The sequence below is a fragment of the Pseudoalteromonas sp. SG45-2 genome, assembly GCF_014164115.1.
Lineage (GTDB): Bacteria > Pseudomonadota > Gammaproteobacteria > Enterobacterales > Alteromonadaceae > Pseudoalteromonas > Pseudoalteromonas distincta.
Genome location: NZ_JACJEO010000012.1, coordinates 94,608 through 111,247, shown reverse-complemented (window position 1 = coordinate 111,247; position 16,640 = coordinate 94,608). Strand labels below are relative to the sequence as shown.

The window sequence follows — 16,640 nt, the reverse complement described above, 5'->3', positions numbered from 1 at the left end:
AATTATGAAGGGTGTATTTTATGGATAAACAATTTTTAAGCAAGTTTCTTAACTACAGCCTTACTGGCTTATCGGTGTAGTTACTTACTATGCAATCGAGTTTATACAGCTTGAATACGTCACAATCTGCTTTTGCATTTTTAAAGTTTTGGTAAGAGCCAAGTTTTAGCCTGTAAAACATTTTGTCGTTTATTTTGGCGGTTTCTACGTTAGTCAATATTTTGTCTCTAAATAACGGTGCTGCTTTAGTATTTAGCTCTTGCCATGCTTTAGCCACACCTTGCTCTGAATCAACCGAAGCTACTTGCAAAGCAAATACATGTTTTGGTTTATTTAATTTTACAGCTTGTTTTTTATTACTGTAGTTTTGTTTAACTTGTTGGCGTGACTTAACATTGCGTGTGTTTCGTGGTGAACGTACAGACTTGCTGCTATACCCTTGATTAGACTGCGCAATTGCTTTGCTGTTTATAATATCAATATGATTTACGAGATAAGTTATTTCTTTTTCTAACCTTAAAATTCGCTCTATGCCTTCACGAGCTTGTTGCCACTGCATTGCGGCATCTTTTAGCTGAGCAAGCTCCAAGGCTGTAATTGATACGTAGTCAGGCGAGTTACTTTGAGGCTGTTCATCAATAGTTTTTATTTCAGGCGTAACGCTGCATGCTGTGCCAAATAAAAGCATTAGCAAGCTGAATAAAAACCCAATGTTATTTTTTTTATATATAAACATGTATTTGCTGTCCTGAAAGCAGTGTTCTTACACTACATTTCAGTTAAACATTCTCACAAGAAAGCGTTTAACTTTATTTAAGCTGTGAGCTATAAAACTTAGCTCTTCGCATGCTTGTCAGTGTTTTGTAAAACACAACGTTGCATACTCCCACCCTTCCTTGAGAGCATTATTTAATACAAATTTAATGCCAGTTAACACAAACTTTACAACATAAATAACAATATGTCTGTAATGACCTAAAAATTTTATTTTTAAAGAGGCTCCTTTCTTATTTTACTCTAGGGCCTGTTGACCTTTCAGGATTAAAACTTGTTCAATCTAGGGGCTATTTAATCGCGGCGCGAGGTTTGTAACCTAGTGGGCTCGATAACTGCTCCTGCGTTATTCTACTGACTTACATCCCTGTAAGAATAAGTAAAAACCGAGTAAAGCTTCCGCGTCCTGCTCACGCCCCTTACCTACATCCATGTAGGCAACAAAGAGTAAATTGCCCCGAGGCAGAACCCTTCGGGCAGCGCATGTTTGGCATCTATACTACGTTATCACCTATTTATGGGGAATAACCACACTACATAGGCTCTGCCTTGCCTAAATACCAAACAGCCTGCTGCAAATTTAGCCTCGAAAGATAAACAGGCCTGATAAAACTCATAAAAAAGGCGCCGATATAGGCGCCTTTCATGATTTACATTAACTGTTAAATCAGTTTTTTAATAAATGACTTTAATTCATCAGCAAATTCATCGCGACGAAGTGCAAATTCAATAGTCGCTTTTAAATAACCAATTTTACTTCCACAATCGTGGCTACGGCCTTTTATAGCGTATGCATCTACTTTTTCGTGTTCCATTAACATCGCAATTGCGTCAGTTAATTGAATTTCATTGCCTGCTCCTTGCGGAGTTTTTGCAAGTAACGGCCATATGTTTTCGCTTAATACGTATCGACCCACTACAGCTAAGTTAGATGGCGCTTCGTCTACTGGCGGTTTTTCTACCATGTTAAAAATTGGCGAGCTTTCACCTTGTTTTAAGTCAACATCGCCTAAATCAACCACACCAAACTTATCTACTTCATCCATTGGTACTGGCTCAACCATTATTTGGCTATGCTTGTTTTGCTCAAAATTAGCGATCATTTCTGCTAAGTTATCTTTTTTAAGATCGCTCTCTACATCGTCAATAATTACATCCGGTAGAATAACTACAAACGGTTCGTTACCAATAATAGGCGCAGCACAACTAATAGCATGGCCTAAGCCTTTTGCTTCACCTTGGCGTACGTGAATAATGGTTACGTCTTTAGGGCAGATTGCTTGCACTTCGGCAAGTAGTTGCCGCTTTACACGCTTTTCTAAAGTAGCTTCTAGTTCAAAGCTCGTATCGAAGTGATTTTCGATTGAATTTTTACTTGAGTGAGTTACTAACACTATTTCTTTAATGCCTGCAGCAACGGCTTCGTTTACTACATATTGAATTAAAGGACGGTCTACCACTGGCAGCATTTCTTTAGGAATTGCTTTAGTGGCTGGTAACATACGAGTACCAAGGCCTGCTACTGGGATCACTGCTTTCATTTTATGTTTTCCTTAATCTTTTATTATACTGAAAATGGATATTGAATCGCTTCGTGGCATTGATAGCCTGTTACTTCAAAGTCGTCTCGTGTTACCCACGTTTCTATGTCTTTTAATGATTTAATTTCTGGATTAATTTTTAACTGAGGTGATGCAAATGGCTTACGCGTTAACTGCACATCACGCATCAGCTCAAGTTGGTTTTCGTAAATATGTGCATTAGCAATTTTATGATACGCCTTACCCGCTTTGTGGCCGGTAATTTGAGCCACTAGCGCAAGCAACACAAAACACTGAATTTGATTAAAATTAAGGCCAAGTGGCACATCACAGCTTCGCTGGTATGACGTTAAATATAGCGTATCACCAAGTAAGGAGAAAGTGTGTGTATGCATACACGGGCGCAGGCAACCAAGCTCAAACTCACCTGGATTATAAAACGTGATTATTTCACCACGGTCATCAATGCCATTTTTTAAGTTATTAATAACTTTGGAAAGCTGATCAAGCGTTGAGCCATCTGGTCGTTGCCAACCACGACCTTGTACGCCGTAAACACGCCCCATGTCATCCTCACCTTTACGGTTAGGATTATTAAGCCATGCATTGTTATCGTTTGCGTTAGCATCCCACGTTTTACAGCCAATTTCACGAAATTGCGCAGCGCTGTCGTACCCGCGTAAATAGCCTAGCAATTCAGCAATCGCTGCTTTGTAGTAACTTTTGCGTGTAGTGATCATCGGAAACTGATTATTAGCCACATCGTATTCTAAATCAGCATTGATAACGGTTAAACAACGCGTACCTGTACGTTTATTTTCGACCCACTGCCCTTCGTCAACAATACGCTGACATAATTCTAAATATTGTTTCATGCGTTACTTCTTATTATGCTTTAGCTGTGGTTATTTGTTTAGGTTGTTTATATGCCCAAATTAATAAGCCTAAACCACCTACAATCATAGGTAACGAAAGTATTTGTCCCATTGATATAAAGTCGGCAAATAAACCTAATTGTGCATCGGGTTGGCGGAAATATTCAATACAGAATCTAAACACGCCATAACCTAATAAAAATACACCGGCTACGCTGCCTGCTGGACGTGGTTTTTTAATAAACCATTGCAGGATTAAAAACAGCACTAAGCCTTCAAAAAATGCTTCGTATAATTGCGATGGGTGACGCGCAAGCGGACCGCCCGTTGGAAATACCATTGCCCATGGCACGTCGGTAACACGCCCCCATAATTCACCGTTTATAAAGTTACCAATACGTCCAGCTAAAAGCCCTACAGGAACCAGCGGTGCAACAAAGTCGCCCACTTGAAGAAGCGACTTTTTACGCGTCCACGAAAAAATTGCGACGGCAGTTATAACGCCAAGTGTTCCACCATGAAACGACATACCGCCCTGGTCTATTCTAAATAAATACAGTGGGTTTTCTATAAAGTAACTAAACTGGTAAAACAATACGTAGCCAATACGCCCACCTAGTATTACCCCTAACATGCCGTAAAACAGTAAATCGCTTACTTGCTCTTTAGTCCAACCCGAATTTGGCTTTGATGCTTGACGATTTGCAAACCACATCGCAAATGCAAAACCTATTAAATACATTAAGCCATACCAACGTACGCTTAGCGGTCCAACAGAAAAAATAATTGGATCAATTTGAGGAAACTCAAGTGCCATAAAAAATAAACCTTTAGCTAAAAACCATTTTAATTGCGATAACTACAAGCAGCACCGCGAAAACTTTCTTAATTGTATTAACAGGTAAATAGTGAGTTGCTTTGGCGCCAATAGGCGCAACAAACCACGAGGTAATAACAATTCCAAATAATGCAGGTAAATAAACAAACCCAGCAAAACCATGCTCTAAATCGGTAACATGCCAGCCTGCGCTGATGTAACCAATAGAGCCAAATAATGCTATAACAATTCCGCACGCGGCTGCGCAGCCAATTGCTTTTTTTATATCAACCGAAAAATAATTAAGCATAGGTACAATTAAAGCACCACCACCAATACCAATTAAACCTGATAATCCGCCCATTATCGCAGAAAATCCACCTAAAATAGGACCTGCTGGTAACGGTTTATCTGACATCGGTTTATTACGCGCGGATAGCACCATTCTTGCTGCAATAAATACAACACTTATAGCAAACACTGTACGCAATATTTGTTCAGGGATTAAACTTGCTGCAAAGCCACTAATAAGTGCACCTAAAGCCACGCCCGACATAACCCATGGGGCAATATCCCAAGGCACGTTATCATTTTTATGATGAGCCAGCGCTGAAGACGTTGAAGTAAATAAAATAGAGGCGAGTGAGGTTGCAATAGCAATTACTAATACATGATCAGCTGACGTTACATTAAATGACAGTAGCAGAGTGCTTAGAACTGGAACGATAATTAAACCGCCACCAATGCCTAGTAACCCAGCTAAAAACCCAACAATACAGCCTAGTAGTGCGCAGCTTGCGACTAACAAACCTAAGTCATACATAGTAATCTCAAATACCCTTTTAAGGTTTATATATTAAAGGATTATAAAACTAATAGCATCTGTGTATTGCAATTAATTAGGCGTATAAGCTTATTTGGGAGTGTAAAACAAATCACCTAATTTATGCTCTAGCATAAAGCTTCGCGTTAAACGTAGTACTTGTTTGGCTGTGGATTGCGCTAAGCATTCACTTAATAGTTGTTCCATGTCACTGACATTTAAACGCCTAAGTACCCATTTAACTTTATTAAGCGATGATAAATTCATACTAAGGCGCCTGTAACCCATGGCAATAAGCAAAATAGCCCCTTCAGGATCGCCGCCTAGTTCACCACACAAACTAAATGGCAGTTCATATTGCTCACATTCACACGCTACTTTATTTAGTACCCTGAGTACGCCCGGGTGATAAGGGTTAAAAAGTTCGGCAACTCGTGCATTAGCCCTGTCTACTGCTAATAAATACTGTGTTAAATCGTTACTACCTACTGAGCAAAAATCGACTTTTTTTGACCACTCTGGAAGCATAAATACACTTGAAGGTACCTCTAGCATTATCCCTATGTCGGGTCTTTCTATGGTTTGCTCTGGGTATTTTTCACTTAACTCAAAATAAGCCTGTTCAAATAACGCAAGTGACTCATCAACTTCTTCAGTGCCGCTGATCATAGGGAGCATTATTTTTAGATTGCCTAAACCAATATTGGCTTTAAGCATCGCTTTTAGTTGATCTAAAAATAACTCTGGGTGATCAAGGCTAATACGAATGCCACGCCAACCTAAAAATGGGTTTTCTTCGGTAATGTTAAAGTAATCGAGTACCTTATCGCCCCCAATATCCAATGTACGCATAACCACAGGATTAGGATGATAGCTAGTTAGTACTTCTCGGTACCAATTTTCTTGCTCTGATTGCGAAGGAAACTGGCCCTTTTGCATAAACCACGCTTCGGTACGGTAAAGCCCCACACCGTCACAAATATGCGCGCTACTTTGCTCGGTATTAAGCTCAAGGCCTGCGTTTAATAATAAGCTAACATGCTCACCGTCAAGCGTAATTGATTCAGAGTCTTGCTCTGCTAAAAAGCGGTTATTAAGTAGGTTATCTTGATGCTGTAACTCTGTGTATTCATCCATCAACATTTGCGAAGGCGATATATATAAACGCCCAGCAAATGCATCTAAAATCATCGGTTTGCCATTAAACTGCAGTAGAGGTAAATCTTCTATACCCCAAATGGCAGGGATCCCCATCGCACGCGTTAATATAGAAGCATGGCTATTTGCAGAGCCATTTACGCTTACAACGCCTGTTAAGTGACCTTTTGGCACCTCAGCTAGCATGGCGGGTGTTAAGGTATTAGCAATTAAAATAGTGTTGGCCGGATAATTTTTAACAGCGTGCTCGGTATTTACAAGATGGTGTAATACGCGAAGACCAATGTCTTTAACGTCAACAGCACGCTCTTTTATATAAGGGTCTTGCATGGCATTAAATTGAGATATTAAACGCTCTATTACAATTTTTAGGGCGCTTTTAGCACACCAGCCTTCTTGTAATTGCATTTCAACATTATGCCCTAAACTTTTAGCGTCAAGCAGTTGTTGATACACATCAAATACCGCAAGAGCTTCGTGCGGAATAGAATCGCTTAGCGTCATAGATAGGGTATTAAATTCTTTGCGCGTTGCAGCTACAGCTTGTGTAAACAAACGGCGCTGCTCAGTAACGTCACTGTCTTTTAAAAGCTCAATAGATTTAAAATCGAGTTTTGGTAATACAACAAATGCTTGCCCTATACCTATTCCAGGCGCGCTCGATACGCCTTTTAAAACAGACGTTTGATGAGATGACTCATCTTGGCGGAGTATTTCTTTAATTTCAGCATGCGCTAACTGTGAAGCAAGCTGGGCAGAAAGCGTTATTAAAAACGACTCTTCGTCTTGGCTAAATACACGTGCCATTTTTTGTTGAACAACAATAACACCCAGTACTTTTTTTTGATGAACAACGGGTACAGATAAAAAAGCGTTGTAGCCTTCTTCGTTTACTTCGGGGGAGAGCTTAAAACGAGGATGCGATTTAGCAAATGCAATATTAATAGGTTCTTCGCGTTGCGCTACTAGGCCAACTAAACCTTCGGTAAAACCAATTCTAAACTTACCTACCGCATCGGGGTTTAGCCCTTCGGTTGCCATAAGTACAAAATTGTCTTGGCTGTAATCTGCAAAATAAATGGAGCAGCACTGGGTTTTCATGGCATCTTTAACCATTTGCACAAAGCACACTAATGCGCTGTCTAAATTCGCTTGTCGCGATACAGACTCCGCAATAGATCTCAGTGTAGCCAGCATACCCTGCTCCTTTATTGTATCGAGAAATTACTACCTTTTACTTCGCCAATGATCTTTATGTTGTTCTCTCTTATTAAAAGGCATGGCGAAAGGAGCAAACTCTTTCATTACTCGTCGATAAACATCCCGTTTAAACGATACAACCTGTCGTACAGGATACCAATAACTTACCCAGCGCCAATCATCAAACTCTGGATGATGGGTTTTAAGTAAATTTACATCTTCGTCTTTACAGCGTAATTTTAGTAAAAACCATTTTTGTTTTTGCCCAATACACACCGGACTAGAGTCTCGGCGGATTAATCGTTTGGGTAATTTATAGCGTAACCAATGTTTTGAGCTTGCGACTATTTCTACATCTTCTGGTCGCAACCCTACTTCTTCGTGTAATTCACGGTACATGGTTTGTTCTGCAGTTTCGCCATCATCAACACCACCTTGGGGAAATTGCCAAGAGTGTTGACCATAACGTCTGGCCCAAAAAACCTGTCCCTGATTATTGCAAATCACAATTCCGACATTGGCACGAAAACCTTCGGCATCAATCACCTTAGTGCCTCATTTGTAAGTCGATTTTTAATGATTGTTCCACATTAGCCGCAATACGGCAAATACTATTATACCCAAGCCAATTAGTGAGCTAAGTTTGAGCTTTTAGTATGTTGATAAATTAATAGAGAATAGGTAAATATTTAGAAAATAACTCAGCAAAGCTATTGCGGTTCTTGTTTTCCTCTAGTTACTCACAGTTTGTGCATAACTTTTGTAAAACACGCTCATTTTGCAAACAAATCCACAATATTAGATCTTAAAACTTAGCTTCTCCACAGATTCTGTGGATAAACATGTTCATATAGTTGTATTTATCCTTACAACTTTTAAATGGCTTAATCAAAACTGAACGTGCACATTTAAAAAAACCTGCAGAGTCAGTAACTTAAAGTAAAGTAGCTTAATTTCAATATGTGCAAAATTAACACAAACAACAAGCGAGCAAAAAACGTACAACCCTAAAGATATCCACGGCTTAGCCTATTTGCTATCATGGCTATGGTATTTATACAACCGAAATTAAGAATATGCGACCTACAAAACCACACTCAATAAACGACTTAATGCAGCGCGTTAACAGTATTGCCGGATTAACGCTAGGACAACTTGCAAACCACTACCATTTTAAAACACCTGATGACTTACTACGTGAAAAAGGCTGGACTGGGCAACTCATTGAATACGTACTAGGCGCTACTGCAGGCTCAAAACCCCTCCCCGATTTTGAAGATTTAGGAATTGAGCTAAAAACACTGCCTATTTCTTATAAAGGTAGGCCACTGGAAACTACGTTTGTATCGGTTACACCTTTAATGAACGTAACGGGAATGACGTGGCATACCAGCTCTGTGCGTAAAAAACTAAATCATGTTTTATGGCTGCCAATTTTAAGCGAACGTGATATTGCGCCGTTTGACAGAACTATCGGCAGCGGCTTTTTGTGGCAGCCTTCACCTGAACAAGACGCTTTGTTACAACGCGACTGGGAAGAGCAAATGGAGCTAATTGCGCTAGGTAGAGTCGACGAAATATCAGGCCATTTAGGCGATGCTATGCAAATACGCCCCAAAGCTGCTCATAGTAAAATAGTCACTGATGCTATTGGCCCAAATGGGCAAATAATTAAAACCCTACCCCGTGGTTTTTATTTAAAAACCAGTTTTACAGGTGATATTTTAAAGCAGCAGTTTCAGCTATGAGTGCGTAAGAAGTTAAAGCATGAGTAAAGCGTTATACTTTTGTGCTCCACTCTTTAGTGCTGCGTACATCAACAAGCTTAAAGCATACAATTTATTTTCATCTCTTTGGAAAAAGTATCAGGCATAAAAAATCCCCGCATAGGCGAGGATTTTATCATCTAAAATTAAAAGTTATATTCTATGTAAAATAGAATTACTGACCTTTAACTTCTTTAAGACCGTTGTACGGTGCTTTATCACCTAATTGCTCTTCAATACGTAGCAATTGGTTGTACTTTGCAACACGGTCAGAACGGCTCAGTGAACCTGTTTTGATTTGACCTGCAGCAGTACCCACTGCTAAATCAGCAATTGTTGAATCTTCAGTTTCACCAGAACGGTGAGAAATAACAACAGTAAAACCAGCATCTTTAGCCATTTTGATTGCAGCTAAAGTTTCAGTTAAAGAACCGATTTGGTTAAACTTAATTAAGATTGAGTTAGCAATACCGTTGTCGATACCACGTTTTAAAATCTTCGTGTTAGTTACAAATAAATCATCACCTACTAATTGGATTTTATCACCCATTAGTTTAGTTTGGTGTGCAAAGCCATCCCAATCAGACTCATCAAGACCATCTTCAATAGAAACGATTGGGTACTGATTAGTAAGATCTTGTAAGAAGAAGTTAAATTCTTCAGAAGTGAATTTTTTACCTTCACCTTTAAGATCGTAGATGTTTGCTTCTTTGTCGTAAAACTCAGATGCAGCACAATCCATCGCTAAAGTAATATCTTTACCTAGCTCGTAACCTGCGTTTGCAACAGCTACTTTGATTGCAGCAAGAGCCGCTTCGTTAGATGCAAGGTTAGGTGCAAAACCACCTTCATCGCCAACCGCTGTTGAATGACCATCAGCTTTAAGCACTTTAGCAAGGCTGTGGAATACTTCAGCGCCCATACGTAGGCCTTCGCGGAAGTTTTTAGCGCCAACAGGTTGGATCATGAATTCTTGAATATCTACAGAGTTATCTGCGTGCTCACCACCATTGATGATGTTCATCATTGGAAGTGGCATAGAGTAAACACCTGGTGTGCCATTTAAGTCAGCAATATGTTCATAAAGCTCAACTTTTTTAGACTGTGCAGCTGCTTTCGCAGTTGCTAGTGATACAGCTAAGATTGCGTTTGCACCTAATTTTTCTTTATTTTCGGTACCATCTAAATCTAGCATCACTTTATCAACAGCGTTTTGATCTAATGCATTTTGACCAGCTAAAGCATCAGCAATTTCTTTATTAATATAACCAACTGCTTTTAATACGCCTTTACCTAAGTAACGTGATTTATCACCGTCGCGTAACTCTAATGCTTCACGAGTACCAGTAGATGCGCCTGAAGGTGCTGCTGCACGACCCCAAGAACCATCTGCTAAATGTACGTCTGCTTCAACAGTTGGGTTACCACGCGAGTCCATAATTTCGCGACCGATTACTTTTACGATTTCTGACATCTTGATTCCTCTATATTCCCAAAATGGTGAGTTCAGCTAACTTTACTACGTTTTATATAGCTTAGTCAGCCCTTAAAACAAAAAAGCCGTGCAATATGCACGGCTTTTAAAATTACGAATTCGCTTTTTGGTGGATGTGTGCAGCTGCTACAAACCCTTCAAATAACGGATGACCATCACGTGGCGTTGACGTGAATTCCGGATGGAACTGCGCGGCAATAAACCATGGGTGATCTTTATTTTCGATAATTTCTACCAGTTTTTTATCTTCTGATAAACCAGTAAAGCTTAAGCCTGCTTTTTCAAGTATTTCTACGAAGTTATTATTTACTTCGTAGCGATGACGATGACGTTCAACAATTTCGTCGCTGCCATATACTCCATGTACTTTAGAACCAGGCGTTAAATGACATTTTTGTGCGCCTAAACGCATAGTGCCACCTAAATCAGATTTTTCGCTACGTGTTTCAACATTACCTTCAGCATCTAGCCATTCAGTAATTAAGCCAACTACCGGTGCTTCTGAATTTGCATTAAATTCTGTAGAGTTTGCATCTGTTAAACCTGCAACATTACGTGCATATTCAATTAATGCTACTTGCATCCCTAAACAAATACCTAAGTATGGTACTTTATTTTCACGTGCATATTTAGCTGCTAAAATTTTACCTTCAACACCACGTCCGCCAAATCCACCCGGTACTAAAATAGCATCTAAGTGTGAAAGTAATTCAACACCTTTGCTTTCTAAGTCTTGTGAATCTACGTATTCAATGTTGATTGTTAGGCGGTTTTTAAGACCCGCATGCTTTAATGCTTCGTTAACCGATTTGTACGCATCTGGTAATTCAATATATTTACCAACCATACCAATGGTCACTTCACCCGTTGGGTTAGACTCTTGATAAAGTACTTGTTCCCACTCAGCTAAATCAGCTTCTGGTGGATCTAAGTGAAAACGACGACATACAAAGTTATCTAATTCTTGTGTTTTTAATAACGCAGGAATTTTATAAATGCTGTCTACATCGGGTAGTGAAATAACCGCTTTTTCTTCTACGTTTGTGAATAATGAGATTTTTGCACGCTCATTATTAGGTAGTTTACGGTCTGAACGACAAATAAGAATATCTGGTTGAATACCTACTGAGCGTAACTCTTTAACAGAGTGCTGAGTTGGTTTTGTTTTAACTTCACCGGCAGGGCCTAAAAATGGCACTAGCGTTAAGTGAATAAATAGCGCGCGTTCGCGGCCAATTTCAGTTCCCATCTGACGAATTGCTTCAATAAACGGTTGTGATTCAATATCACCTACAGTGCCGCCAATTTCTACAATAGCAATATCATAACCTTCAGCACCGTCGTATACACGCTGCTTAATATCGTTAGTGATATGTGGAATAACCTGAATAGTAGCACCTAGGTATTCACCACGGCGCTCACGACGTAATACGTCTTCATATACACGGCCTTGTGTGAAGTTATTACGACTAGTCATTTTGGTACGGATAAAACGCTCGTAGTGACCTAAATCAAGGTCAGTTTCTGCGCCGTCTTCTGTAACGTAAACTTCACCGTGTTGAATTGGGCTCATTGTGCCTGGGTCAACGTTGATGTAAGGATCCAGCTTTAAAATGGTAACATTTAAACCACGGGCTTCTAAAATAGCGGCCAGTGAAGCTGCGGCAATACCTTTACCCAACGAAGAAACAACTCCGCCAGTAACGAAGATAAATTTTGTACTCATGCGAACCCTAGAATATCAGGAATTAAAAGGAATATAACACCCAAAGAAGAGCCTAAGGGTATATCATCAAGACGGGGCGAAATTGTACCAAAACACTGCTTATCAATCCAGCTAAAATTAGCTAATACGCGCACAAAAAATGTGCACTATTTAACATTAAGCCTATTTTACTTTTTTAATCGCATCCCACGCACTATCCATCTCTTCAAAGGTTGCTGTATCTAAGCTTTTACCTTGCGCATGCAAATAAGCGTTTACCTTTTCAAAACGCGCTGAAAACTTATCATTAGCGCTACGAAGCAGTTGTTCGGGATCTCGTTTAACATGGCGTACAACATTAACAGTGGCAAAAAGTAAGTCGCCGAGCTCTTCCGCTGTATGATCAGATAGCGGGTCTTGCTCAATCGCTTCTTTTACTTCAAGCACTTCTTCACTCACTTTATCTAGTGCACCATGATACGTTGGCCAATCAAAGCCAAGGGAAGCCACGCGTTGTTGAATTTTTTTGGCTTTGCTTAAGCTTGGCATATTGCCAGGGATATCTTGCCAAAAAGAAGGGGATTCGATTTGCGCTTTAGCACTTCGCTCCTGTGCTTTGATTGCTTGCCACTGCTGCGATAATTGATCGTCTGTTAACTCTTTTTTTTCACCAAACACATGCGGGTGACGACGGGTAAGCTTATCGTTTAATTGCTCTACTAGATCATTAAAATCAAATAGATTTTGCTCTTGTGCAAGTTGCGCATAAAAAACTATTTGAAATAGCAAATCACCCAATTCACCTTTAAGCTCATCTAAGTTGCCTGATTCAATACAGTCGGCAACTTCGTACGCTTCTTCTAGCGTATGCGGCACAATAGATTTAAAATCTTGCTTGAGATCCCACGGACAACCGCCCTTGGGATCTCGCAGTGTTTTCATTATGCTAAGAAGTTGTGTAAGCGCTGTATTATCACTCATGATTAATGACCACGCTTGGCATCATGTACACCTTCAATTTGGTGTAATTTAGAAAGAACACGGTTAGTACCCGATAAGTCATGTACTTCTATTTGCATTGTAAATATAGCTAACTGATTATCTTCAACCGTATTTACGTTCATGTTTAAAACATTTACTTTTTCGTTAGCAAGTACTGAGCTTATATCGCGTATCAACCCTGAACGATCGGTGGCTTCTATTTTAATACTTAGTGCGTACGAGCCGTTAATATCATCTGACCAACTTACCGAAATAACACGCTCAGGATGCTGGTTTTTTAAGTTATTAAACGAATCACAGTCTTCCTTATGAACACCTATTCCTCGACCTTGGGTTATATAACCTATTATTTCATCGCCAGGTACTGGGCGACAGCACTTGGCTACATGGCTCATTAAGCTGCCAACACCATCAACCACAATGCCGTTTTTATCACCAGTTACTTTACTTGGTGCTTTAATGCGAATAACCGGCTCATCTTCTGTCCGATCACTTACAAAGTTAAGCATTTGATTGAGGCGAACATCGCCCGCACCAATCGCAACCATTAAGTCATCCAGCTCTTTAAAGTTAAAACGCTTAATGGCTGGCTCTAAATCTTTATATGTTAAATTGAGCTTTTGTAGTTCGCTGTCGAGAATTTCTTTCCCCGCACTTAAGTTTTTGTCGCGGTCGAGCTGTTTAAACCAGTGGTGGATTTTAGCTCTAGCACGGGATGACTTAATGTATCCTAATGACGGGTTTAACCAATCACGACTTGGATTTTGTTGTTTTTGGGTGAGTATTTCTACCTGATCCCCTGTTGTAAGTTGATGCGTAAACGGCACTATTTTGCCGAATATTTTTGCACCAATACAACGATGCCCCACATTTGAGTGGATGTAGTAAGCAAAATCAAGCGGTGTAGCGCCAAGTGGTAAATCGATAATATCGCCGCTTGGGGTAAATATATATACGCGGTCTTCTACTACTTGGTTTTTAAGCTCTTCTGCTAAATCGCCGCCATCGACTACTTCTTCTTGCCATTGGAGTAGTTTACGCAACCAGCTAATTTTTTGCTCATAACCCGAGCCTCGCCCTGGTAATGCACCTTCTTTGTACATCCAGTGTGCAGCCACCCCTAACTCAGCATCTTGATGCATGTCGCTGGTACGAATTTGTATCTCTACCGTTTTACCTTCAGGTCCAAATACCACGGTATGAATTGACTGATAGCCGTTTTGTTTTGGGGTTGCTACATAGTCGTCAAACTCTTTATTAAGATGACGCCAATTGGTGTGCACAATGCCCAGCGCACCGTAGCAGTCTTGCAATCGTTCAACGACGATACGCATTGCCCGAATATCAAAAAGCTGATCAAACTCGTAGTTTTTTTGCTGCATTTTTTTATAAATGCTGTAAATGTGCTTAGGACGGCCATAAACCTGGGCCTCTATGCCCGCTTCACTTAAACGATTTTTTACTTGCTCAACCATATCTTCCATGTAGGCTTCGCGTGTAAGACGTTTGTCGTCAAGTTGTTTGGCTATGCTTTTATAGGTGCCTGGGTGCAAATATCTAAACGATAAATCTTCCAGTTCCCATTTTAATTGCCCTATTCCTAATCTGTTTGCCAATGGTGCAAAAATATCAGCCGTTTCTTTAGCGGCAATGACGCGGTCTTCTTCATCCGCATTTTTTACATTGCGTAAATGACATACCTGCTCGGCAAGCTTAATGACCACGGCGCGCACATCTTCAACCATGGTTAATAACATTTTTCGAATATTATCAACTTGCATAGTGCCTTTACCTTGATGCGATAAAGTACTAATAGTGGCCATTTGTGCAACCCCAGTTAACAGCATGGCTATGTTATTCCCAAGCTGCTCTTCGATGGTTTCAAGCGATATTAAGTCGTTTAAAAAATACGGGGTTAAATACGCAGTAGCTAACGATTCGGGGTCGAGATTTAGCTCAGCTAAAATTTCAACCATTTCGATTGCAGTAGTTTGCCTGCTTTCACTATCACATTTTACGCAGAGCGCTTGGGCTTTAGTAAGTAGCTCTGTTTTTTCTTCAGACAAGGCAAGAAATGAAAGCCGAGTGCTAAAATCTGTTGTCTCATCTTGTTGATGTGATTGTCGTGTAGCTACCATAATGCGTTCTACCTCCGTTGAAATAACGCCATAGTTTCAATATGCCCTGTATGAGGAAACATATTCATTAGCCCAATTTTATTAAGATCAAAGCCAGCTTGTGAAATAATTGCGCTGTCACGGGCTAAAGTAACAGGGTCACAAGAGACATATAAAATAGTTTTAAACTGCTTTAAAGGTAATTCCTCTAATACAGCCATAGCACCAGTCCTCGAAGGATCGAGTACAAGCACATCTAAGTTTTTGCTAAACCATGGGGCGCTCTGTATGCTTTGGGTTAAATCAAAGCAATGAAACTGCGCATTGGTAATAGAGTTAGTTTGCGCATTTTGAGCAGCCATTGCAACCGCTGAAGTCACACCTTCTACACCAATTACAGATTTTGCTTGTTTTGCTAACACTAATGAGAAATTACCAATCCCACAAAATAAATCCAATAAATTTTCATCACCTTTTAAATCAAGCCAATTTGCAGCTTGCTTTAACATAGCTTCGTTAACTTGCGCATTTACCTGAATAAAATTACCTAAACCAAATTCAAATTTTAGATCAAATTCTTTAAGATAATAAAATGGCATGGCTAAGTGTGAATGTTCTATTGCATCGCTCTCGCTTTGCCATACAATTTTAAACTGCTGGCTTTTTGTTATGTGCTCAACCAAAGCCTTTGTATCATCATTAATTGCTTTAGTGTGACGAATAACAACAAAGTTTTGTTTATCACTTTGGCATAACTGTAAATGGCTTATACTGTGCAGTGCTTTGTGTTGATTAATTAAATCATCAAAAAGTGTGAAAACATCTGTAAATACTTCATCAAGTACTGCACATTTATTAATACTCACAATATTTTTTGAGCCACTTGCTCTGTAACCCACGCGCATTTTTTTAGCTGCTTTATCAAACATAACAGCTATACGAGCGCTGCGTCTGTAATGCACAGGTTTACTTAATAATGGGGTTTGCCAGTTTAAGCTGTTTAATTTAGCAAACTTACTAAATAACTGAGTAACTGCAGTTTGTTTTTCTACAACTTGTTGGCTTACTTCTAAATGCTGTAATTGGCAACCACCACACTGATTATAGTGCTCACAAAAAGCATCTACTCTTGATTCACTCGCTTGAATAACTTTAGTTACTTTTGCACTACTGTATTTAGCTTTATCTTCGACGAGTGTTGCTTTGACTGTTTCGTTTGGTAATGCACCGCTTACAAAACATACTTTATTGTTATGTTTAGCAATGCCACGCCCTTGATGATCCATTCCCGTTATAGTCAATTCTAGTGTTTGTTGCTTTAACGGTTTTTTTTTCGCTTTAAAAATTTGCGCCATTAGGCATTACCT

General features: G+C 39.7%; 13 protein-coding genes. 1 reads left to right on the top strand and 12 read right to left on the bottom strand.

Going from position 1 to position 16,640, the window contains the following annotated elements; genetic code table 11:
- Positions 1-52: 52 nt before the first annotated feature.
- From H5116_RS10685 to rppH, 7 genes are all read right to left on the bottom strand, one after another.
- Entirely contained in the window at positions 53-736 is a 684-nt protein-coding gene (locus H5116_RS10685) for an SPOR domain-containing protein (protein WP_182716105.1), read from the bottom strand.
- Between the two features lie 700 nt (positions 737-1,436).
- Positions 1,437-2,315, bottom strand: a complete 879-nt coding sequence (galU, locus tag H5116_RS10680) for a UTP--glucose-1-phosphate uridylyltransferase GalU (protein ID WP_002958699.1) — start codon at positions 2,313-2,315, stop codon at positions 1,437-1,439.
- Between the two features lie 23 nt (positions 2,316-2,338).
- Positions 2,339-3,190, bottom strand: coding sequence for a thymidylate synthase (locus H5116_RS10675; RefSeq protein WP_182716104.1), 852 nt, complete (start codon positions 3,188-3,190; stop codon positions 2,339-2,341).
- Positions 3,191-3,203: 13 nt separating this feature from the next.
- Entirely contained in the window at positions 3,204-4,007 is an 804-nt protein-coding gene (gene lgt / locus H5116_RS10670; protein WP_002958701.1) for a prolipoprotein diacylglyceryl transferase, read from the bottom strand.
- Between the two features lie 13 nt (positions 4,008-4,020).
- Positions 4,021-4,830, bottom strand: a complete 810-nt coding sequence (locus tag H5116_RS10665; RefSeq protein ID WP_002958702.1) for a sulfite exporter TauE/SafE family protein — start codon at positions 4,828-4,830, stop codon at positions 4,021-4,023.
- Positions 4,831-4,920: 90 nt separating this feature from the next.
- Positions 4,921-7,185: a phosphoenolpyruvate--protein phosphotransferase gene (gene ptsP / locus H5116_RS10660; RefSeq protein ID WP_182716103.1), complete on the bottom strand. Its 2,265-nt coding sequence runs from the start codon at positions 7,183-7,185 to the stop codon at positions 4,921-4,923.
- A gap of 30 nt (positions 7,186-7,215) precedes the next feature.
- On the bottom strand, positions 7,216-7,734 hold the full coding sequence (rppH, locus tag H5116_RS10655; protein WP_002958704.1) for an RNA pyrophosphohydrolase: 519 nt from the start codon (positions 7,732-7,734) through the stop codon (positions 7,216-7,218).
- A 530-nt stretch (positions 7,735-8,264) separates the two neighbouring features.
- Between rppH and mutH the strand changes: the two genes are divergently transcribed.
- Positions 8,265-8,936 (top strand): DNA mismatch repair endonuclease MutH, encoded by a 672-nt coding sequence (gene mutH, locus H5116_RS10650; RefSeq protein WP_165723564.1) that lies wholly within the window; start codon positions 8,265-8,267, stop codon positions 8,934-8,936.
- A 193-nt stretch (positions 8,937-9,129) separates the two neighbouring features.
- On the opposite strand, the gene eno is transcribed toward mutH, so the two are convergent.
- From eno to rlmD, 5 genes are all read right to left on the bottom strand, one after another.
- Positions 9,130-10,428 (bottom strand): phosphopyruvate hydratase, encoded by a 1,299-nt coding sequence (gene eno, locus H5116_RS10645; RefSeq protein ID WP_002958706.1) that lies wholly within the window; start codon positions 10,426-10,428, stop codon positions 9,130-9,132.
- 112 nt (positions 10,429-10,540) lie between these two features.
- Complete coding sequence (locus H5116_RS10640) at positions 10,541-12,175, bottom strand: CTP synthase (RefSeq protein WP_033020682.1); 1,635 nt, start codon at positions 12,173-12,175, stop codon at positions 10,541-10,543.
- A 162-nt stretch (positions 12,176-12,337) separates the two neighbouring features.
- Positions 12,338-13,135, bottom strand: coding sequence for a nucleoside triphosphate pyrophosphohydrolase (gene mazG / locus H5116_RS10635; protein WP_182716102.1), 798 nt, complete (start codon positions 13,133-13,135; stop codon positions 12,338-12,340).
- A gap of 2 nt (positions 13,136-13,137) precedes the next feature.
- Positions 13,138-15,294 carry a GTP diphosphokinase gene (gene relA / locus H5116_RS10630; protein ID WP_182716101.1) on the bottom strand — a complete coding sequence of 719 codons (2,157 nt, stop codon included), beginning with the start codon at positions 15,292-15,294 and terminating at the stop codon, positions 13,138-13,140.
- 8 nt (positions 15,295-15,302) lie between these two features.
- A complete protein-coding gene (rlmD, locus tag H5116_RS10625) occupies positions 15,303-16,628 on the bottom strand; it encodes a 23S rRNA (uracil(1939)-C(5))-methyltransferase RlmD (RefSeq protein ID WP_182711524.1) in 1,326 nt (441 codons plus the stop codon).
- Between the last annotated feature and the right edge of the window lie 12 nt (positions 16,629-16,640).